Raw genomic sequence first — 21,657 nt, 5'->3', positions numbered from 1 at the left:
CTCTTTGCCCTCTTTGGTTCAATTGCTTTTTCTGCTTTTATCTTTTTCTATAAACTATCGGCTATCCACTGTTTTTGAGCATTAACTGGTATCAAACTGTATCAAACCATAAGTTTGAGGTGTTTTTTTACAGTTCCCTACAACGTTAAAATACTAATCCTTTACACTTTCATCTCACTAATTTGGCTTATAAACACTTCACGTTGCCACTTAAAAGGCTAAAAGCAGTCATGACGAAATCCATTAACACCCTACATTCTCTATTTTTAATTTGTCTAGTATCTGCATGCTCCATTACAGATATAAAACCATCTAACAGCATTGGCAACGCAAGGCTCGACTCAGAACATGTTTTATTAACAGGGCGTTTTGAACAAACTAAGCCCAATCAATATAGTTTCACTTGGCCTGGAAGTGAACTGGCCTTTAATTTTGAAGGCACATCAACAAGCATTAACTTAGTGAGTGAAGATAAAACCCGTTTTCAACTAAGTGTGGATGGCTTGACCAGAGATTTATGGGTGTCACCAGATAAAAACACCTATCAATTAGCTAATAACCTAACCCAAGGGAAACATAAGATTCGACTTATTCGTTTAAGTGAATCCACTGCAGGTATCACGACTTTAGCTGGTATTCCAAAAGTTGATGGACATTTTATATCCCCGCCACAAGCTAAAAAACGTAAAATTCTAGTGTTAGGTGATTCCATCACTGCCGGTTATGGTGTTGAAGGAGCCGATGAAACATGCGGCTATTCTCTAGAGACATCAAACGCTCTTCTTAGCTACGCATCAATCGCAGCCACTAAATTAAATGCGGAATTAAATATCATTGCTTGGTCAGGCATAGGTGTTTGGCGAAATTATGGTGAGAAGCAGCCGTCTCAACCAACTATCATACATCGTCACACTCGAACTTTAGCTAACGCTGAAAATAGCCTTTGGCCTACTAGCAATTATCAGCCAGATGTCATTTGGCTGAACATAGGTACAAATGATTTTTGGGATGGCAGTGCTAAAGGTTACCGAGCTGCTATGGAAGTTTTACTAAACAAATTGCAACAAGATTACCCTAATAAAACCATATACCTAATCATGAGTCCTATGATCCAGGGCGAACAACGCCTGGCTCAAAAGACAATTTTGCAGCTGCTAGAGTCGCAAAACATAAAAATGTTAAATTTAGGAAAAATTGAAAAAGACGACGGATATGGCTGTCATTTTCACCCTAATCTCAAAACACAGAGTCGTTTAGGCGCAAACTTGCATAAAATAATGCAGCACGAACTGAACTGGTAAATGACTTTTATTATGGCTTAATTTGTTTGGCTACTAGGGGCTGTTGATCCTTGGTGTATAAGCTCAGCACTAAATCAGTGCATTTGCATCAAAAAACTGAATAATTAAGCCGTTTCTCCACTAAAAAACCGCATGAAAACACCACCCATCCTTGATTACTTGGGTAAGGGTCAATTTAAAAAAGATTTAAAAAGCCGTGGCATCTATCTTGAATAACCTACTCTTTTGCTAATTAAGGAAATGACCATGGATATTCAAGTAATCAATGCAGTGCAGTCTTCTTGGAAAACAGTAGAAAGTATTGCGCCGCAAGCTGCAGCACTTTTTTATACCAACCTTTTTGAAGCTCAACCTAGTTTAAAACCTTTGTTCAAAGGAGACATCGAACAGCAAGGTGCTAAGTTGATGAAAATGCTTGGGATAGCCGTAAACAAACTAACTGAGTTAGATGTATTAGTACCAGAACTAAAAAAACTAGCCCAAAGACACGTTAGTTATGGTGTTAAAGATGAACATTACGGTTACGTGGGTGAAGCCCTATTACTCACTTTAGAACAAGGGTTAGAAGACGCGTTTACACCAGATGTTGAAGCAGCTTGGACTGAAGTCTACGGCCTTGTTAGTAAGGTTATGATTGAAGCGACAAAATAAATATCGTTGTATTTCATACGCCCAAATTATTCACTTCTTTCACCATCATCTCGATAACTGCGTCCTGCGTTATTCTATCTTCCGCCATCCATGGCGGTCGCATGCGTTTTTGATAAAGCATCCCTGCTTTACCAGTTACTTTTAAAAAGACTCAAAAGTAACCAAAAAGTCTCTTGCTCCAGACAAAATTCCGTTCTTTCATATTCTTTAGTGAGCGCAGCACATGCTTTTGATTTATCGCGACTACAAATTCCCCATCAAATTATTGGCTTGTCAGATGGCCAGACATGGACGTCTGGACAAGGCAATCTTTTATAGATGGGAGCGGCCTATTGCCGATCTGACTTAAAAGACAATTGTTTGATGGATTAGGAATTTGGTCGGAGCGCGGCATTTTTCTGGTTACTCTTTTTTTGCTGTTGTAAAAAGAGTCACTAGCTCTCACGGACGTGAGTTAAAAACTGCAGGGATGCAGGTGAGCAACGCGAATGCTTTGTGAACGAAGTGAATAAAAGTAAGCGCAGCGAATGCTTTGTGGCGCAGCCATGCTTTAGCCCTTGCGGCTAGCAATTAAGCAGTGCCTTAATTGCTGGTTCTTCAGCTCTTGCCTTTAAACAACACAGGCCTAGTTGATAAGGCTCAATATCATCTAAAATAATACGACTTACTTTTTGTCCGACTGTTGAATTGTCCAATACCACGCTCGGCACTATGCCTAATCCACAACCTAATGCCACCATGCTCACGATGGCCTCGTTACCTGCTACGGTTGCATACACTCTTGGACGAATTCCTTGCTCGGCAAACCAGTGGTGTACAATTCGTTTTGAGGGGCCCGACTCAGGCAGAATAAACGAATGGTTATGCCACTCAACTTGGCTAAGTTTAGATAAATGCATATCTTTTGCGGCAATCAAGACTAAAGGAATTTCATCCAAGGGTAGAAATGTTAATTCTTTTGGAAAGTCGGGGGTATAAATAGCAATAGATGCATCTACTTCTTGCTGCATCACTTTACTGGCTGACCAAGCAGGGTCGCCGGTACTAAGCTTTATCTCTACTTGCGGATACTTATGTCGAAAATTATCTAATAAATTAGGCAAATGACTTTGGCTGGCAGTAACAGAACAAAACAAACTCAATTCACCTTGTAATTGCTGATGATCTTGCTTCAACTCTATTTGCACTTTTTTCCATTCGGCAAGGGTTTGCTGACTAAAACCTAATAATTTAGCCCCTGCCGCGGTCAGTTTAACTTTACGATTATCTCGCACAAATAATGTGGTACCGCACTCATCCTCAAGACGTTGAATAGTTCGGCTTAATGTAGAGGGGCTCACAAACAAAGCATCAGCCGTTTTACTAAAATGTAAGCTGTTCGCTAAGTGTTGAAATAATTCTAAACTGCGAATGTCCATCTACTCCCCCTGATATTGATAGGTCTAAAATTAAGTCAAAACCCGACATTGCGAAAAATGAAACATTATATTGCAAATATATCATTTTAAACAACGTTCATCTTTATCTATTATTCGGCCATCGTAAATTCATCCAGAATTTACTCGTAAAAATTAAAGGTATTAACATGGCTAATTATTTCAATACATTATCGCTACGCCAGCAACTAGACCAATTAGGTCGCTGCCGTTTTATGCAACGTTCAGAGTTTGCTTCTGGTTGTGATTTCTTAAAAGGCAAAAAAATCGTTATCGTTGGTTGTGGTGCTCAAGGTTTAAACCAAGGTTTGAACATGCGCGATTCTGGCTTAGATATTTCTTATGCCCTTCGCCAAGCTGCTATCGACGAAAAGCGTGACTCTTTCCAACGCGCTAGCGACAATGGTTTCACTGTTGGTACATACCAAGACCTTATCCCTACTGCCGATATCGTTTATAACCTAACACCAGATAAGCAACACTCAAGTGTAGTTGAAGCAGTAATGCCTCTAATGCAGCAAGGCGCTACTTTAGGTTACTCACATGGTTTCAACATTGTTGAAGAAGGCCAACAAATTCGTTCTGACCTTACAGTTGTTATGTGTGCGCCTAAGTGCCCAGGTACTGAAGTACGTGAAGAATACAAACGTGGTTTTGGTGTTCCTACCCTAATCGCTGTTCACCCAGAAAACGATCCTAAAGGCCAAGGCTGGGATATTGCTAAAGCATTAGCTTCAGCAACTGGTGGTGACCGTGCTGGTGTACTTGAATCTTCTTTTGTAGCTGAAGTGAAATCTGACCTTATGGGTGAGCAAACTATCTTATGTGGTATGCAACAAGTTGCAGCTATCTTAGGTTACGAAAAAATGGTTGCTGAAGGTATCGACCCAGGTTATGCCGGTAAATTAATCCAAGACGGTTTAGAAACTATCACCGAAGCACTTAAAATCGGTGGCGTAACTAACATGATGGACAGACTATCTAATCCAGCTAAAGTCAAAGCGTTTGAATTAGCTGAAGAATTAAAAGTATTGTTAGGTGACTTATTCGGTAAGCACCAAGACGACATCATCTGTGGTGAGTTCTCTCGCACTATGATGGAAGACTGGGCAAATGGCGACGCTAACTTGCTTAAATGGCGTGAAGAAACTGGCGAAACTGGTTTTGAAAATGCTCCAGAATTCACTGGTACTATCGACGAGCAAGAATATTTCGACAATGCTGTATTCTTAGTCGCTATGATCAAAGCCGGTGTTGAGCTTGCCTTTGACGTTATGGTTGAAGCGGGTATCTTACCAGAGTCTGCATACTACGAATCATTACACGAAACTCCACTTATTTCGAACACTATCGCTCGTAAGCGTTTGTACGAAATGAACGTGGTTATCTCTGATACAGCTGAATACGGTAACTACTTATTCGCTAACGCTGCTGTACCAATTTTACGTGAAAAGTTAATGCCTAACCTAAGCATCGATTTAATCGGTAAACCTTTCACTACTGCGTCTAACAGTGTTGATAACAAAAAATTGGTTGATATCAACAAAGAAATCCGTGAAAGCGGCGTTGAAACAATCGGCGCAACTTTACGTGGTTACATGACTGACATGAAAGCTATCGTTGAAGCTTAATCTTCAATAAAAGTAATTTGAATAGCCCAGCTAATTAGCTGGGCTTTTTTATGCATAAGTTCTAATAACTATACCTATGTATACAAATAGATACAGTACTCAACCCCATATAAAATAAGGGATGTGAGTAACACTCAATTAAAACAGCAGGATATTTAAGCAAGTTCTTAGCTATAAAATGAGCATTTAGCAATAGTGTATGCATTTTGCTACAGATAGTAAGTAACAAATCTCCGCCAGCCCTTATAAAACGTGCCTTCCACGTTTGGCCTGTGAATTGCACTACTCGATCAATACTATTAACCTACACACCTTTAGGGTCGAGATGAGCGAATCTATAACAAAAACAACGCAAATAGATGATTGGATTTTTGAAATCAAAATGGTTAAAGCCATTAAAGTTAAAAATCATGGCGATCCCTATTCTGCAGTTGCTAGCCTGACGGCAAATGGCGACCAAATGTACATCGACTCTCATTTATCTTCTGACAACAAAGATTTACAAAAAGATGACTTTATGGCTATCTATAAATTTTGTCAGTCAATTGGAATGAAAAACATCAGTTATGACAGAATAAAAAATGGCCTAAAAACCACTAGAAATATGGACATCATCGAAAATCAAAATCCGCCACCCAAGCTTAGAGTGTGCTAAGTAACCCGCACTTTGGATAAGTCATCTTGTTCACTAACCTGAGTTCAGGTTAACTAACAAATAAGATTCGTGCTCGTTAAATTTTTCAAATTTGATAAGCCCATTATCCTTGTTAAAAGTTAATCGGATAATATCCGTCGCTGCCTTTGTCACCAAAAAATAACGCAGCTTGGTGGACTTCTTTAGGTAAAGAAGGAGCTGGTTTAAAACGACCATTTACCTTGAATTGATTATTAACAGGTATATTGACTTGAGCCGTTAAACCAAATGTATTGGGTTCTTTCACCTTCACTAATACTTCATTTTTCTCACAAGCTAATGAAGCGTCGAAATTTCCTAAATCAATAGTTTTACCCACTCCAGCAACCTTGGCATTTATCCATTGGCCTTTACCTTGGACAACTTGGCAACCTTGGATTAAATCAAAATCCAATTCTTGTAGTTCTATCTTAAAACGACCTTCACCCTGAACTGGAATAGGTAAAGGCAGATTCATCAAAACGATATCTGCAGGAACATAAGCAGTTAAATCGTTAGCGCTTGCCTGCGATGATGATACGCTTAATTCACCCTGAATAGATATTTGATCTGCTTGGCGTAAATTCCCACCTTTAATTTCGACACTAACGCTCCCCATTAATAAGGGTAAAACAGATAAAGACCAATTAACATTTTCGATGGGAAAACCTTGATAGCTGAGCATTTGAGCTTGGCCATTCCAAATGGTGCCTGATACGCCCGAGACTTTTATTTGGGCTGGCATTGGCAATTTAGCTAAGACCAGATTGGCCGGTAGTTTAACAACCAAAAATATACAATAAACAAGTAGGCATGCTGCGCCCCACTTTAAAAATGACTTCATGACTTTCCTAATTTTAAGCGCCTGATCTTGACCTGCCCCGGCTCTCCGGCTTCAGCAATATCAATATCTAAAATGTTTATTCCTGTTTTCTCTAAAGATTGTAACCAGCTAAGCACATCATTAAATGGGGCTTGATCTACCCAAACTTGTAACTCACTGCCTTGTGGTTGCATACGAGAAATCTTAATCTTTAATCGACTAGCAGATTGGTTTACTGCTTGAGGCAAGGAGCCAGAAAACTGAGATTTTTTCCCACCAGTACTTTGTAATTGAATCGCACGATTACTGTTCTTTTTTACCCAAGCCAATAGTGATTGTTGACTACTAAGGCTGTTTTTTCCCCGTTCAATTGAGGTGTTTAACGGTGACCATACTAACCAATAAAACAAAGCAATTACTGTAATAACAGCAGAAATAGAAACCAGTAATCGCTCACGCGGATTAAGTTGTTGAAAAGTGCTTTTGAGTTTTTCCATACTAACTCCTAATCGACAATGAGCCGATTACCTGATTATCTTTTTGATTAATTGCACCTTGTTCAACCACAAATCCTTGGGCTTCTGCTTGTTTTTTAAATGTATCTAGTGCTTCAAAGTTACTGGCCACAGCCTGCAAACGTAATTCAGAACGTTTACTGTCAAAACGTAAGGTTTGTGGTTTCACTTTTGAGGACTCAAAAGCAGGTTTTAACTGACTTAACATCAGTAAAATAGAACTGCCGCTACCCCCCTGTTCCAACGCTTTCATTTTACGTTGCATTGTCGTTTTAAGGTTTCTATAAGCCCCTGCTTGAGGAAATGCTCGTTTATATTCTTTATCTATTTCTGATTTTAGGCTCGCTAACTCGGTATCTATTCGATTTAACTCTAGGGTTTTGTCTACTATGCTGGTGAACAAGGCAATTACGGCCAGTACAGCTGCCAACCGCCATTTTTTCCAGTTACCATTCGATTGAGTTTTGACTTTAAATTCGCCCTGCAATAAATTAAATTTTGCAGAGCTGGCGCCTTCGGCCAATAATTTCATTGGTAATTCTAAAGGCATACTATTAACAGATACGCCCTGTATTTGAGTCAAATCTATTGCTGAGTGATTATCTAGCACTAAATTTTGATCTTCATTTTTTACAACCTGGCGAGCTTGATGTTTAATGGCTTGAGTTAACCATGAAGTTTCACCTTGTAATCCAGCCCAGTTATCTTGACGTACAAGTAATTGTTGGCCTAACTCCAAAACATTCCAAGCATCTTTAGTGATAGGTAAAGCAAGTACGTCTGGCAGCATTAAGTTACAAGCTAATCCAGCTTCTTCAACTATGTCTAACCAAGTTTGTAATTTGTCTTTATTGACAATTGCAACTGCTTGCTGATGACCCTCTTTATGCCCCAAGGCAAAAAACTGTTGGCTAATATCACCGCTAATTTCTTCCTCTAGCATAAAGGGGATTGCGGCTAGTGCTTTTCTTCCGGCCTTTGCTGGTAACTCTACCCATTTAAGCAATACGTCACTGGTAGGTACGAGTGTGGTTATCGGTCTGCCACCAGCTCGGTCTGATAAAGTGTGTAAGTCATCGGCATTGGCAAGTTCACCAGATGCAATAATTTCATCTTGTTGTTCTGACCACACTATCCAATGAATGGCTTCTTCTGGATTGGCGCCAAGGCGCACTACTAACTGTTCCATAACGTCTCATTGCCTTGAAAATGATTGTGGATTATAAAATGAATATTTTTCAAAAGCCGCTAAACTCCCGACTTAATATGCCGACTTTATTGCTGCTATCTATCTTAAATATGGTTTGCATGGCAAAAGTTGCATTGTTGTACTTAGTTCTTGTATGTAAAACAAAATATGACGTTTTAACATCAAACCATTTCTTTTGATTCGCATTTAATGTCACCGCTTTCACCTCTGGTGTGTCCAAAAATTCAGACACGTCTTGAAAGCCTTTTTCACCTCTAGCTGAAATTGCAGATTGGGCTTGATTCAAATCCATTCCAGTCATAGCCGCAATTATACTCACATTTTCTTCAGATACGGTATTTACGTTAATTTTTAAGCTATCGTCATTTGGAATGACACAAACCAAATCCATTACAGGGCCTATCCATTTGGCTTGTACACCGTTTATTAAACGTAGTTCGGATTCGTTTACCATTAAACTATTGGCGGCCATATAGGGAAATTGACGGCTTTCGTATTCGCTGTCTTCAGCACCTAAACCTGTTACTCGACTATCTTTATCTAACCAGTCGACTAATGAATCACGCATTATTTCTATATTGTACGAGGGTATTTCAGCATCAATACCAGAGACAAGCTCTTGAAACACCTTCACTCTCTCAGTTAACTCATTTTTAGTTGTGTTAGTAGTTGCCCCGTTAGAGTTCGAATTCACCGTTCCCGAAGAGTTAGATGAGGAAGAAGTAGAAGATGTTGTAGATCCACTTGAAGAACTTCCTAAAGTACTCGATACACCTAACGCATTCAAATTAAAGCACGACTGTAAATCAATTAATTGCGCTTGAATGCCGCCACCTTCAATTGGAAATGTAAATTCTTGATTCCAAGGTTGATTTAGATGAATCACTTTTTGTTTATCAAACAACTCTTTGAGTGACTTTTGCGCAAATTGTTCTGCTCCCATTGCATACCAATAAGCTTGATTGTTTTCTTTAATGTTTGAAGCGCGTTTAACTTGTAACTGTAAACGTGTGCCCATTTCGGTTGCTAATACGCTGACTATTGCCACAATTAACAAAACGATAATTAACGCCACACCTCTTTGTGACTGGTAACGAGACATCATGAACCATTCGCCAACATAAAGTCTCGGTGAATTTCACCAAAAGTTGTACTGACAATAGTGATCGATATGGCGATAGGCAGGGTTTCGCTAGCGAATTCTTCATCCCAAGTGTCGGGATCATCTAAGTTTTGTAGCTTAGTCAAAAACCTAACCTGAAAATCTTCAATGCCTGACAATAAAACTTTAACTTTAGGTTCGTAACCAATCACGTTGTCCACATAATTGCCATATAAGCGTTGTAATTGGTTTTCTTGTAAACGGTAACCTACCGCTTGTAAGGTGCTACGAGGCAACATGAGTTGAGGATTATGCCAACCGGCTCGGACAAAACCTAAACCTTGGGTTTCACTTTCTAAAACATTCTCTCCCGCGGTCATCAAGGTTTTATTAAGCTCACCTTCAATTCGAGTTGCACGGGGCATTGCCTGCATAATATCTCGCTCAATGGTAAGCATAGCTCTTTGAAGGACTTCTAATTGACTAATACGCTGTTTAGAAAGGTTATCGCTTTCAATGACCTGATTTACTACACCTGCACTGGCCAACCCTATCAAGCTGAAAATAGCCATAGCGACTAATATTTCAATTAGGGTGAAACCTGACGCATGAGTTGTTCTAGAATAATTCATAGCTTATTTCTTAGCTATAAATGCTGTGATAGTGGTGACTGAATTAATCAAGGCTTTGTCTTTCCCCACAGTCACTTCAACTAAGACCAAGTCTTTATCATTGGTTTTTTCAACTTTTTGTTGCCAATACCACGTTCTACCGGCCATATCTTCTGAACCAGATTCATTGTTTTTAACTGGCCAAGTCGTATCCAAATGTAAGTGCGTAATACGGTTATTTGCCACCCAAGTAGCAAAGGTTATATTTTCAATTTGGCCAACGCCTGCTAAGTTATCACCCGCTGCTTTAACAATGGCAGAAGCAACTAGAGCAAAAATGACCAATGCCACCATCACCTCAATTAGGGTCAGACCTAAATTCCTGCGCAAACTAGAAAAGGACCTTGAATTAGAGCGAATCAAGGGGGCCATCTCTCAACAACGGAATACTATCTTGACCATTTACTCGATAATACACAGGTTGATCACTAGAAAATTCAGGCTCATAAGTCAGCGTAACTGAGAATGGCGTGATTTCACCGCTTGAAAATATAAACACTTGAGGCGGGGGGAGTTTCTTTTCTTCTTCGTCACCAATTTGAGTTTCGTCGTCATCAAGTGATAACTCTTCATCAAATACTTCTGTGCTGAATAAATTGTCTTCAGTGTCCCAGGGTAAGTCGGTTAATGATAATTCCAACGAGTACAGCTCTGGAAGTTGATGTTCGTCAAATGTTTTATCAATACTTAACTTAACCCATTCTTGATTTTCGTCCAGCAGCATAAAAAAATAACTATTGGTTTTTTCCTCAATACGCAAACCCAATTGCCTTTGATTTAATACGGCATAATCACTGGCCATATTAAATACCACTTCTAACCTTTGAGTTTGTTTTTTAAGTAACTCAACATTGTCTTGCCCTGCAAAACTAAGCACTACAGTACTGGCTGCAATGCCCATAATAAACAGAACCACCATAATCTCGATTAACGTAAATCCGTGTGATTTGGGTAGTTGAGAAGAGGAAGGCAACACAATAATTTCGATGATTAACTAGTTTAAGTAGTCGTTTAAGTTCCAGTTACCAATATCATCTTCTGTTCCAGCATCCATATCTGGACCATTTGAAAATATATCAATCGCACCCAATTCACCTGGGCTAATTATCTGGTAATCGTTGCCCCAAGGATCTTGTGGTAAGCGACGAATATAACCTCCTTCTGGATAATTACGTGGAATGGGATCAATTGTAGGTTGTTCTACTAGAGCTTCTAGTGTTTGTTCTGTAGTGGGGAATACATTGTTACTTAACTTGTATCTCTCCAACGCAGTTTCTAATTGTTGAATATCTACCGCTGCTTTTTTAAGTTGGGCTTCTTCTTGACTACCTAAAATTTGTGGCGCAATGATACCTGCCATTATGCCAATGATCAGTAAAACGACCATGACTTCAATTAGAGTAAACCCGTGAGTTTTTGTTTGGATTGATTGTACTGTTGGTTTTTTCATTAAATGCCTACCATAGAGTTTAAAGCCATAATTGGTTGTAAAATGGCCAGTACGATAAGTAATACTACTGTTGCCATAATTACGATTAAGATTGGTTCGAATATTTTGAGTGACACACCGACTAAAGATTCAAACTGTCTGTCTTGATTATCTGCTGCTCGTCCGAGCATTTGTTGTAATTCGCCACTGCGCTCACCAGATGCAATCATGTGCATCATCATAGGCGGAAACATTTTGGTTTGGTCCAGTGAAGCTCGTAAACTTGAGCCTTCTTTAACAAAACCTGCGGCTTCTTTAATCGCTGCTTTAATATGCAAATTTTCTAATACATTACCCGCAATGCGCATGCTCTCTAAAAGTGGTACTGCACTGGAGGTCAAAATACTCAAAGTACGAGCAAAACGAGCAGTATTTAAACCTTTAGACACTTTGCCAATAAGCGGCAAAGTGAGAATGAATTTATGATAGCGTTTTTTCATGGCAGGTTTAGTTAACAACCTTTTAATGCCGATGATTAACAACACTATGATCCCCGCTAAAATTAAACCGTAATCTCGTAAAAAATCGCTGGTACTGATCATGACTTGGGTAATAGCCGGTAAATCTTGGCCCATATGCTCAAATTGGCCGACTATTTTTGGCACCACCACAGTCAATAATAGAATCACGATGGCGCTAGCAAAAAACATCATGATCATAGGATAAACCAAAGCTTGCGTGATTTGACTGCGAGTCTTTTGACGGTTTTCCGTATAATCAGCAAGTCGATTTAATACTGTATCTAAATGACCTGATTTTTCACCTGCGGCAACCATGGCACAAAACAAGTTATCAAATACATGGGGGAATTCCGCCAAAGCCTCAGCCAGTGCATGGCCTTCTACTACTTTACTACGTACCGCCATCATCATGTTTTTTTGACGTGGTTTTTCGCACTGCTCGGCCACGGCCAATAAAGCCTCTTCAATGGGCAGCGCCGACTCTACTAATGTAGCTAATTGGCGAGTTAATAAAGATAAGTCAGAAGCTGAAATTTTTGGCTTAAATAAAGTAAATCCTTGTTGAGACTTACGTTCCTTTTCGGCCACTTGGTCAACTTGCATGGGAATTAACCCTAACTCACGCAATTGTTGACGTATTTGTCGTGGATTATCGCCTTCTAATACACCATTTTTAGTTTTGCCACTTTTTTCCATGGCTTGGTAAGCATAGGCAGCCATTAGTCTTCCCTAGTGACACGCAACACTTCTTCAAGTGAAGTAAAGCCTAACAAAACCTTTTTACAACCATCATCACGAATACTAGGAGTGGTTTGACGGATATGTTTTTCAATGGCTTGTTCACCATGTCCATTGTGAATGAGCTCACGTATACCTTCATCTACCACCAACAATTCATGAATGCCAGTTCGGCCTCTGTAACCCGTTTGATTACAGGCAGCACAACCTTTTGGGGAATGTATGAGGTTATTTGCAGCGTCTTTAATATCAACACCTAACACTTTGCATTCTTGCTCGCTGGGTTGATGTGATGTTTTACAGTCAGGACAAAGAGTTCTAACTAAACGTTGAGACAACACAGCCAATAAACTAGAAGATAACAAGAAGGGTTCAATGCCCATGTCTTCCAATCGAGTAATGGCGCCAGCTGCGGTATTGGTGTGTAAAGTAGACATAACCAAGTGACCGGTTAAACTCGCTTGCACACTAATTTGTGCGGTTTCTAAATCACGTATTTCACCTACCATCACCACATCGGGGTCTTGACGTAATATCGCCCGTAAACCACGAGCAAAAGTCATATCAACCTTTGCGTTTACTTGAGTTTGGCCGATACCCTGTAGATCAAATTCTATGGGATCTTCAACCGTTAGAATATTTCTATCTTTAGAGTTAATCTCACTTAAACCGGCATACAAGGTGGTAGATTTACCAGAACCAGTAGGACCTGTGACTAATATAATTCCATGAGGTTTACGCACTAAACTCGAAAAATAATCACGGTTAATTTTTGTCATACCTAAATCTTGAAGATTTAAACGTACATTGTTTTTATCTAATAAACGTAATACTACTCGCTCACCATGACTAGAAGGCATAGTCGATACCCTCACATCGACTGCTCTACCAGCAATACGTAAGGTAATACGCCCGTCTTGTGGTACACGTTTTTCTGCAATGTCCATTTTTGACATAACTTTAATACGCGACACCAACATAGAGGCCATTTTGCGATTAGGTTGCAATATTTCACGAAGTACACCATCAACCCTAAAACGCACGAGCAATTTGGTTTCAAAGGTTTCTATGTGAATATCAGAAGCCCCTTCTTTAATCGCTTCGCCCAACATAGCGTTAATCAGTTTAATGATAGGCGCATCATCTTCACTTTCTAATAAATCTTCGGTGTCTGGGAGTTCTTCTGCAAGACTAAACAGGTCACTTTCGTTACCTATATCTTCCATTAATTGTTTGGCTGCTGACGAATCTCGTTGAAAGGCATTAGTAAGCAGTGACTCAAATTTTTCCAATTCGATTTCTTGTAAGCTAAATTCCTCGCCTAAAAATCGTCGTACTTCTGCAAAAACCTGAAATTCAGTATCTTGTGTATGGTACAAAATCGCTGGTGTTTCGCCTGTATCCAATAGAACCTGATGACGTTTAGCAAAACTAAAGGCTAACTGTTTATGTTCAGGATCCTCAATAGGTGCGTCTAAATCTGTACCTGTTTCTACCAAAGCCTGTTCTTCAGCTTCAGCAATATTTATTTGTTCGGAAGACATGACTAGTCTTGTTCCTTCTCTTTGTTTTGAATGTAGTCTTCAAAACTAGGAGGTAAACTCAATTTATCATCCCATTCAGGTAATGATGGACCTTCAGTAAACGGCATCAAAGGAATACCCTGTGACTGTCGTTTTAATTGCTCTGCTCGAATATATTGATATTTTCTGTGGCTGATTTCATTCATAGTCACACCGTCACGCACAATAGTAGGACGAATAAATACCATTAAATTGCGTTTGCGTTTATTAGTGGTAGTTGATTTAAATAAGTTTCCTAAAATTGGAATATCTCCCAATAACGGCACCTTAGATACGCTTTCTTGAACATCTTCATCAATCAGGCCACCCAACACAATAGTGCCACCGTCATCCACTATGACTGAAGTTTTAATTTCACGCTTACTAATGGCAATATCCACAGAAGTTGCTCCATTTACGCTGGACACTTCTTGCTCGATCAACAATTGAACCGCGTCACCTTCATTAATTTGAGGTGTCACTTTAAGTTTAATTCCCACTTCTTTTCGGTCTACTTGCTGGAAGGGGTTTGAATTACTAGAGCTTGCCGTAGAACCAGTAATAATCGGTACTTCTTGACCTACGATGAAGAAAGCTTCTTCATTATCCATAGTGGTTAAATGAGGCGTTGCAAGAATGTTAGAGTTAGTATCTGTACTGACTGCTTGTACTACCGCCCCCCAACCATCTTTTACGAAACCAGCTATCATGCCATTTACACCACCCAATAAGCTGGCTAAAGGTTCAAAGTTTCCTAACTGAGTTTTAGAAGTAGGGACAACAACCACGTCACCATTTGAAGTGGTGGTCACAGTATCAACCAAGGTTTTGTCTTGAGCTAAATCTGCTGCAACGGCTAATGAACCTATGCCGGCTACACCATTAGTAAATTGTGTACCGCCACCTTTTTCACTGCCAAATTGCACACCAAGACTTGTTCCATCACCTTCAAACACTTCAACAATAATGGCCTCTACTTGTACCTGAGCACGACGAATATCTAATTGTCTAATCACGTCTTCCAAGGAACGCATCATGTCTGGCTCTGCAGTAATAACTAAGGCATTTGAAGCTTCGTGTGAATCAATACTGACAGAACGGTTACTACTGCTAGATGAACGAGAGTTTGTTTTAGAAGAACTTTTGGTCTCAGCTTGGATACTGGCGCTAACACCTTGTAGTACTTTCACCAATTCTTCTGATTTAGCGTAATTCAAGAATATAACACGCGTGTTGCCACTGGTTTCTAATTCTTGATCCATACGCTCAATCAAATTGACTATACGTTGGCGAGCTTTTACATCTCCACTAACAATAATGCTGTTAGTTCTATCATCTGCCACAACCCTTGGTGCTGATTTACTATTAGCAGCAGGAGCCTTACCTTGAGATTTATTAATGCTCTCAATAATGCGCACCATCTCAGACGCTGACGCATATTTTAATTTTACAATTTCGACTTCTTCATCACCCGCTTTGTCCACGCGTTCGATAATTTCAACTAAACGATTCACCACTGCAGCACGGCCAGTTAACATCATCACGTTTGATGCGTCGTGACTCACAACATTTCCACCACCTGTTGTGTCGTTGAGCTGACGTAACAAAGGAGCAAGTTCACGCACAGGTACATTGTAAACAGGCATAACCCGGGTGATCATTTCATCGCCGTTAAAAGGGTTGCCTTCTACCACTGGAATATTCGAAGCCTTTGCGTCTTTTGAACGAATAACTTTTAACACACCACTTGGCATTTCAATAACTGAATAACCATAAACCTGAAGCACGTTTTGGAAAAATTGATAATATTGATCTTCGTTTAATAGGTCATAACTACGTACGGTTATTTTGCCCCGTACATTTGGATCAACAATAATAGTTTTTTTCAGGTTTTTACCAACAATATTAATGAATTCACTAATTTCGGTATTCTTAAAATTTGGAGAATAATCCGCTGCTGCCACTAGGCTAGATACAGCAAAAAAAGCACTACCAAGTGCAATCAATAATCCTTTAATAAAATTTGGGCGTTTGCCACTACTACTGGTCATGCTTAAAATTCCTCTTCCCCTTCGGGTAGATCTAGATAAATGGTTAAAAGGTCATCGTTACGTAATATTGTCATTTGTAAAGATTGCAGCTCTTTTAACATGTTCATGGCTTCTAACGATTGCTGCATATCAGACAAATCTAAGCCATTTATTTCGGTAACTACGTCACCAGCCACAAGGCCAGCGGATTTAAATAATGTAGGATTTTTACCTGGTCGGACTCTGTAACCCACCAAGGTTCCATTTGTACGATAAGGTGAGACTGCAATAAAATCAGTAAAATTAGCGGGTTGGGATTGCAGTGTTCTTGTTGCTTGAATCGCCTCTCTAGACAATGTTCGCCTTTGTTCGCCAGCCCTCTCTTCGCGACTAGATACCTTAGCGGGTTTAGCAATTTGACGCTCACTTGCTTTAGTGTAGTCCACACCATCTAACATCAAGGTTTCATGCTTAGCCCCATTTTTAATAATAACTCTGTCTGCATGCACTTCTTGTAAAGATGCGTTAGTACCCTCAATTTTCTCACCAATTCCATAGGTTTGTTGTTGGCCGCGGTTTTCGATAATTGCCGCCCCTTGGTTTTGTAAACTACTTGCTACCACACCTGTTAAGGTTAAATTCAAACGTGTTACAGGAGCATCTTGTACAACCTCTGCAATGACAGGTCTGGCGGTTAAATCACCAAACAAATTTAGTTTTTTAATCTCTGCTAAATTTAAACGACTCGAATTATTCACCGACAATTTGGATTGCGTTGCTAGAGTTTGCGATTGATTGTTGCTTTCTGGCTGAGGAAATAGTCGCCAAGTCAATTCAGCCGCATAAGCAAGTAAAAATATCAACAATAGTGCAACTACCAACAAATTTAATTTATGCTGGTTTTTAACTAGTTGGAGCCATAATTGATTAACGTTATAATTTGCGACTGTCATTATCTCTCGGTGGGATATTTAAAAAGTGGAACTTACTAATGATAACCAGTAGTAAGTGGGGCTACAACACTAATCCATCAAGGTTACAAAAAAATAACAATGAAGATTACTTATTTATGCCAAAATTAGCATCCCAAAATAAAGAAAACCAAGTTAAAGTACGCTTAGATAAATGGTTATGGGCAGCCCGTTTTTTCAAAACTCGCGCCATTGCTAGGGATGCAGTTCAATCGGGCAAGGTACAATACAATGGACAACGTAGCAAGCCCGGCAAGATAGTAGAGTTGGGCGCAAGCATTAAAGTTCCACAAGGTTTCGATTTTAAAGATATAAAAGTGTTACAAATTGTAGAGCAAAGGCAAGGCGCACCATTAGCTGTGCTCATGTATCAAGAAACAGCTGAGAGTGAAAAATTACGTAAAAACAATGCTCAAGCACGTAAACTGAGTGCTTTTCATAGCCCAAAACCCGATCACAAACCCGACAAAAAACAGCGTCGGAAAATAATCCAATTTAAACAACAATGAAACACTCTAAGTAAACAAAAGATTACACAACAAGGTAAACAACATGGCATTTGACCAACTTCATCGCTATTTATTCAATCAAGGTAACGTACGTGGTGAACTAGTACGCTTAAATAAAAGTTACCAGTCTATTTTGGACTCGTATCATTACCCGCCCGTTATTCAACATCTATTGGGCGAATTAATGGCGGCTGCCAGCTTACTCACGGCAACACTAAAGTTTGAAGGCGAAATTGCCATCCAAATTCAGGGTGAAGGGGCATTAACTTACGCTGTGATTAATGGCACCCATAAACAAGAACTAAGAGGTGTAGCTCGTTGGAACAAAGACTTAGACGTATTACCTGATAATTTTGAAGGCTTAATTCGAAAGGGTGTCATGATTATTACTATTACTCCGGTTAAAGGAGAGCGATATCAAGGCATGGTCGCTTTAGATAAGCCTAGTTTAGCAGAGTGTATAGAGAGTTATTTTGAGCAATCGGAGCAACTTGCGACTAAAGTCATTTTACGTACTGTACTAAGCAAAGGAACCTCACTAGCTTGCGGCATGTTTTTACAGGTACTACCCACCAGCAGTGCAGCAACGCAAACAGAAGAAACTGATTTTGAACATTTGAGTCAGTTAACCAATACCATCAAAAATGACGAATTATTTAGCCTTCCAGCAGAGGACATCCTGCATCGTTTATATCATCAAGAAAATGTTGAGGTATTCCCTGCTACAAAAGTAGTATTTAAATGCACTTGCAGTAAAGAGCGCAGCGCAGGGGCGCTTGTAGGTATAGCCAAAGAAGAACTATTAGATATTGTCACCAAAGAAGGCAGCATTAAAATGAACTGCCAGTATTGTCATACGGAATATTCTTTTGATGGTATTGATGTAGAAAGTATTCATGCGGGTACTTATAACCTACCAACAGGTCAAAATTAGTACAAATATCAATTACCCTGTTTATAAGTTACTAAATAGGGCAATTAGTGTCGTTCAACAGGCCTAATACAATTAATTAAACATTGGTGAAACTACGTGCGTTTTTTAATTTTTGTGATTATATTCAGCCTGTTATTTACCCAGATAGCGCCGATTTCTAATTGGTTTAAAAGCCAATTAGAAAATATACTTGGGCTGCAAGCGACTATCCCCAAACACCAAGTATCACAAACAACATTAATCAAAAAAAACACCCCCGGCCGCCAGGTAATAAAAAACAAAACTACAATCCACGATAGTAATAGTTTACCTAGTCAGCCCTTAAAACCTTACCAACTAAATCTAAACTTTGTGAATCTCTCTGTAGAGCCTCAATTTTCCACCACATTAATACGGAAATTAGATTGGGTATTTACTACGTATAAAAAAATGTTACGCACTAAAAATACGCCAACAGTAGAACTCAACCTGAACTTTGTATTAGGAAGAGTAGAGTATGAAAATCAACTCTTTAACAATGGGTTGTCACCCGTTGGCAACATCGGTATTTATAGTTCTCGCACAAACCAAGCAATCATTGAGTTTAAAGATTATAGTCAAGCTATAAACGTCGCAGTGCATGAAGCTGTGCATGCCATCAACTATGCCTATTTTGGGCGCACTCATAGGTTTATAAATGAGGGCTTAGCAGAGTATTTTGAAGATGTAGATCCCAGCTCAGGTATGGTGGACAAATATACTTTAAAAACTTGGCTTAAAAATCATGCAGGAAACGAACAACCCACTGATTTTAGTTCTCTCGTATATTCAGATATTGACTGGCATTCTTCAAAAACCGGCAGGTTATACGCGAACAGTCAGGCTTGGTTTCACTTTTTGATGAGTAACCAACAAGGTCATCAAGCTGTAATGCATATCATGAAAACTGAAGCTGCCAATCGACATTCCGTAATACCTCGAGGTGATATTTTTATATTGTTAACTGAGAAATACGAAAATGTTGAGATAGAATTTGGTCATTGGTTTGAAGCTCTTCACTAACTAATCAATAACGACTATTTTCTGATTAACCTGCTTTAAGGTGTAGCTTAAAAAAACTAATCGTTCGATCCCACGCTAATTAAGCCGCTTTGGGGTTATATCGACTAGTAGAGTCATTATGAAAACCATGTTGGGTGTTAGGGTAAACATGTGCAGTGAAGGTAACATTATTTGCTTTAACTGTAGCTTGATATTGACCGAAATCACTAAATACGAAACATAAAAAAACCCGATAATAAAAATATTATCGGGTTTTTAATTTAAGCTAAATATTTCGCTTTATTTTGTAACTTTAACTTTTTCGCTAGCAGAAACAGTTGCTACTATACGGCGGTTTTTCTTGTGTGCAGCCGAGGTATTAGAAGAATCTAATAACTGAGTTTCACCAAAACCTTTTGCAGTTAATCTGCTTGCATCAACGCCGTAGCGCTCTACTAATAATGTACGAACAGACTTAGCACGTTTTGCAGATATCATCATGTTGTAATCTGCTGCACCTGGAGCAGATGCATGACCTTCGACAACCGCATCTGTTGATGGGAAACGTTGCATAAAATCAGCAAACTCTTGGAATTGAGAATCGCTAGGATTAGTCACAATAGAACTATTGTTAGCAAACAATACTTCAATGTTAACAGATACTTGTTCTTCGATGAAAACACTACAACCTTTGGCATCAACAATGTCAGTGCTTGGAGTATTGGCACATCTATCTTTATTATCTAAAACACCATCATTATCTGAATCGCCAACTGCTGCGGTAGCGGCTTTCACTGCACAACCAGTAGCGTCTACTTTTGTTCCGTAAGGAGTATTCGCACATTGATCTTTATTATCATTTACGCCGTCACGGTCGCTGTCTCTGGCCGAAACGGGTGTTGCTCCACCATCACCAAATGTATAAGCTAATCCAAATTTATAACCCATGTCAGTATTGCCACTGCTAAGGTCTTGGTATCCAACAACTTCAGTAATCACTTTAACATTGTTATTTACATCCCAATGCTTACCAATACCTAGATCAACATGTTGAGTACTGTCGAATAAATTAGAATGACGAAGACCACCAAATACATACATTAAATCTTCAGGTAAAAAGTACATTGCATCAACACCAAAACGGTTAGTTGATACTTTACCAAGATTGGGTTCATTTGTTTCAATACTTAGGTGAGCAACTTCGAATCTCACACCCCAGTTCGATGGCATTTTATACCCTAGTTCAACACCGAAGCTCTCGCCATTATCTAGATAATTTGGCGCACCTGTTTCTGCATGATCTGTAGAATAATATTCATAAAATCCACCAACCCATTTTTCAACATCTTTATTAGAGTCAGCATTGGCTGCGGAAGTAAAAGCTAATGCAACCGCACTAGCAACTAGTAATTTTTTCATGTGTGATTTTCCTTAAAATTGTAACTTTTCATTGGTATTTTTAGCAATTCTATCATTATTTCTAAAAATCAAAACTTTCTTTTATTGTTATTGCCCAGATAATGTGGCAATAACTAATCGACTTCCAGCTCGATTTCTATGCTCACCCAAAATAATACCTTGCCACATTCCTAACGCTAGCGCTCCATCTGTGATTGGAATCGTAATATCACTGCCAATTAAGCTAGCCTTTATATGTGCAGGCATGTCATCCGCACCTTCATAATTATGTAAATAATACGCCATATTATCTGGCACCATTTTATTAATATGTGTTTCCATATCGAGGCGCACAGTAGGGTCCGCGTTTTCATTAATTGTCAGGCTAGCACTGGTATGTTGAATAAATAAATGCAACAACCCCTTCGAAATAGCCGGCAAGTCGTTCAGCTGGTTGACGACTTCTTCCGTAATTAAATGATAACCCCTTGATTTAGGCGTTAAGGTTAAACGTTGTTGAGACCACATAATA

22 protein-coding genes and 1 pseudogene are annotated in these 21,657 nt (G+C 39.3%); 7 read left to right on the top strand and 16 right to left on the bottom strand.

Going from position 1 to position 21,657, the window contains the following annotated elements; all coding sequences use genetic code 11:
• The first annotated feature begins 230 nt into the window (after positions 1-230).
• Both ACSHXM_RS04650 and ACSHXM_RS04645 read left to right on the top strand, forming a co-directional pair.
• Positions 231-1,301, top strand: coding sequence for a GDSL-type esterase/lipase family protein (locus ACSHXM_RS04650; RefSeq protein ID WP_435687565.1), 1,071 nt, complete (start codon positions 231-233; stop codon positions 1,299-1,301).
• A 246-nt stretch (positions 1,302-1,547) separates the two neighbouring features.
• Positions 1,548-1,952, top strand: coding sequence for a globin family protein (locus tag ACSHXM_RS04645; protein ID WP_435687564.1), 405 nt, complete (start codon positions 1,548-1,550; stop codon positions 1,950-1,952).
• Between the two features lie 563 nt (positions 1,953-2,515).
• Here ACSHXM_RS04645 and ilvY read toward each other — a convergent pair.
• A complete protein-coding gene (ilvY, locus tag ACSHXM_RS04640; protein ID WP_435687563.1) occupies positions 2,516-3,370 on the bottom strand; it encodes an HTH-type transcriptional activator IlvY in 855 nt (284 codons plus the stop codon).
• Between the two features lie 167 nt (positions 3,371-3,537).
• On the opposite strand from ilvY, the gene ilvC reads away from it, so the two are divergent.
• On the top strand, positions 3,538-5,019 hold the full coding sequence (gene ilvC, locus ACSHXM_RS04635; RefSeq protein ID WP_435687562.1) for a ketol-acid reductoisomerase: 1,482 nt from the start codon (positions 3,538-3,540) through the stop codon (positions 5,017-5,019).
• 325 nt (positions 5,020-5,344) lie between these two features.
• Positions 5,345-5,674 (top strand): hypothetical protein, encoded by a 330-nt coding sequence (locus ACSHXM_RS04630; protein WP_435687561.1) that lies wholly within the window; start codon positions 5,345-5,347, stop codon positions 5,672-5,674.
• A 112-nt stretch (positions 5,675-5,786) separates the two neighbouring features.
• On the opposite strand, the gene ACSHXM_RS04625 is transcribed toward ACSHXM_RS04630, so the two are convergent.
• From ACSHXM_RS04625 to gspC, 12 genes are read right to left on the bottom strand one after another with little or no spacing between them, the layout of a single operon-like run.
• The gene (locus tag ACSHXM_RS04625; protein WP_435687560.1) at positions 5,787-6,536 is read right to left on the bottom strand and encodes a type II secretion system protein N; all 750 of its coding nucleotides are present in this window, start codon (positions 6,534-6,536) and stop codon (positions 5,787-5,789) included.
• Positions 6,533-7,012, bottom strand: coding sequence for a type II secretion system protein GspM (gene gspM / locus ACSHXM_RS04620; protein ID WP_435687559.1), 480 nt, complete (start codon positions 7,010-7,012; stop codon positions 6,533-6,535). Before gspM ends, ACSHXM_RS04625 begins: the two co-directional genes overlap by 4 nt.
• 1 nt (position 7,013) lies before the next feature.
• Complete coding sequence (gene gspL / locus ACSHXM_RS04615) at positions 7,014-8,219, bottom strand: type II secretion system protein GspL (protein WP_435687558.1); 1,206 nt, start codon at positions 8,217-8,219, stop codon at positions 7,014-7,016.
• A 49-nt stretch (positions 8,220-8,268) separates the two neighbouring features.
• Positions 8,269-9,345, bottom strand: a complete 1,077-nt coding sequence (gene gspK / locus ACSHXM_RS04610) for a type II secretion system minor pseudopilin GspK (protein ID WP_435687557.1) — start codon at positions 9,343-9,345, stop codon at positions 8,269-8,271.
• Entirely contained in the window at positions 9,342-9,974 is a 633-nt protein-coding gene (gene gspJ / locus ACSHXM_RS04605; protein ID WP_435687556.1) for a type II secretion system minor pseudopilin GspJ, read from the bottom strand. Before gspJ ends, gspK begins: the two co-directional genes overlap by 4 nt.
• 3 nt (positions 9,975-9,977) lie before the next feature.
• Positions 9,978-10,385: a type II secretion system minor pseudopilin GspI gene (gene gspI, locus ACSHXM_RS04600; RefSeq protein WP_435687555.1), complete on the bottom strand. Its 408-nt coding sequence runs from the start codon at positions 10,383-10,385 to the stop codon at positions 9,978-9,980.
• Positions 10,363-10,989, bottom strand: a complete 627-nt coding sequence (gene gspH / locus ACSHXM_RS04595; protein WP_435687554.1) for a type II secretion system minor pseudopilin GspH — start codon at positions 10,987-10,989, stop codon at positions 10,363-10,365. The genes gspI and gspH overlap by 23 nt, the downstream gene beginning before the upstream one ends.
• 18 nt (positions 10,990-11,007) lie before the next feature.
• Positions 11,008-11,463 (bottom strand): type II secretion system major pseudopilin GspG, encoded by a 456-nt coding sequence (gspG, locus tag ACSHXM_RS04590; RefSeq protein ID WP_435687553.1) that lies wholly within the window; start codon positions 11,461-11,463, stop codon positions 11,008-11,010.
• The gene (gspF, locus tag ACSHXM_RS04585) at positions 11,463-12,683 is read right to left on the bottom strand and encodes a type II secretion system inner membrane protein GspF (protein WP_435687552.1); all 1,221 of its coding nucleotides are present in this window, start codon (positions 12,681-12,683) and stop codon (positions 11,463-11,465) included. The genes gspG and gspF overlap by 1 nt, the downstream gene beginning before the upstream one ends.
• Positions 12,683-14,245: a type II secretion system ATPase GspE gene (gspE, locus tag ACSHXM_RS04580; protein WP_435687551.1), complete on the bottom strand. Its 1,563-nt coding sequence runs from the start codon at positions 14,243-14,245 to the stop codon at positions 12,683-12,685. Before gspE ends, gspF begins: the two co-directional genes overlap by 1 nt.
• A 2-nt stretch (positions 14,246-14,247) precedes the next feature.
• A complete protein-coding gene (gene gspD, locus ACSHXM_RS04575; protein ID WP_435687550.1) occupies positions 14,248-16,314 on the bottom strand; it encodes a type II secretion system secretin GspD in 2,067 nt (688 codons plus the stop codon).
• A gap of 2 nt (positions 16,315-16,316) precedes the next feature.
• Positions 16,317-17,246 carry a type II secretion system protein GspC gene (gspC, locus tag ACSHXM_RS04570; protein WP_435687549.1) on the bottom strand — a complete coding sequence of 310 codons (930 nt, stop codon included), beginning with the start codon at positions 17,244-17,246 and terminating at the stop codon, positions 16,317-16,319.
• A gap of 116 nt (positions 17,247-17,362) precedes the next feature.
• Between gspC and hslR the strand changes: the two genes are divergently transcribed.
• From hslR to ACSHXM_RS04555, 3 genes are all read left to right on the top strand, one after another.
• Positions 17,363-17,773 (top strand): ribosome-associated heat shock protein Hsp15, encoded by a 411-nt coding sequence (gene hslR / locus ACSHXM_RS04565; RefSeq protein WP_435687567.1) that lies wholly within the window; start codon positions 17,363-17,365, stop codon positions 17,771-17,773.
• Positions 17,774-17,816: 43 nt separating this feature from the next.
• Positions 17,817-18,707 carry an Hsp33 family molecular chaperone HslO gene (gene hslO / locus ACSHXM_RS04560; RefSeq protein WP_435687548.1) on the top strand — a complete coding sequence of 297 codons (891 nt, stop codon included), beginning with the start codon at positions 17,817-17,819 and terminating at the stop codon, positions 18,705-18,707.
• 96 nt (positions 18,708-18,803) lie between these two features.
• The gene (locus tag ACSHXM_RS04555) at positions 18,804-19,748 is read left to right on the top strand and encodes a DUF1570 domain-containing protein (RefSeq protein ID WP_435687547.1); all 945 of its coding nucleotides are present in this window, start codon (positions 18,804-18,806) and stop codon (positions 19,746-19,748) included.
• 79 nt (positions 19,749-19,827) lie between these two features.
• Here ACSHXM_RS04555 and ACSHXM_RS04550 read toward each other — a convergent pair.
• From ACSHXM_RS04550 to ACSHXM_RS04540, 3 genes and pseudogenes are all read right to left on the bottom strand, one after another.
• A pseudogene (locus ACSHXM_RS04550) lies at positions 19,828-19,935 on the bottom strand (dienelactone hydrolase family protein); the annotation flags it as partial.
• 92 nt (positions 19,936-20,027) lie between these two features.
• Positions 20,028-21,146: an OmpA family protein gene (locus ACSHXM_RS04545; RefSeq protein WP_435687546.1), complete on the bottom strand. Its 1,119-nt coding sequence runs from the start codon at positions 21,144-21,146 to the stop codon at positions 20,028-20,030.
• An 87-nt stretch (positions 21,147-21,233) separates the two neighbouring features.
• Positions 21,234-21,656 (bottom strand): secondary thiamine-phosphate synthase enzyme YjbQ, encoded by a 423-nt coding sequence (locus ACSHXM_RS04540; RefSeq protein ID WP_435687566.1) that lies wholly within the window; start codon positions 21,654-21,656, stop codon positions 21,234-21,236.
• Position 21,657 lies beyond the last annotated feature (1 nt).

The organism is Paraglaciecola sp. (assembly GCF_051252315.1).
In the GTDB taxonomy this organism is placed as follows: Bacteria; Pseudomonadota; Gammaproteobacteria; order Enterobacterales; family Alteromonadaceae; genus Paraglaciecola.
This window is presented reverse-complemented; position numbering and strand designations above follow the sequence as displayed.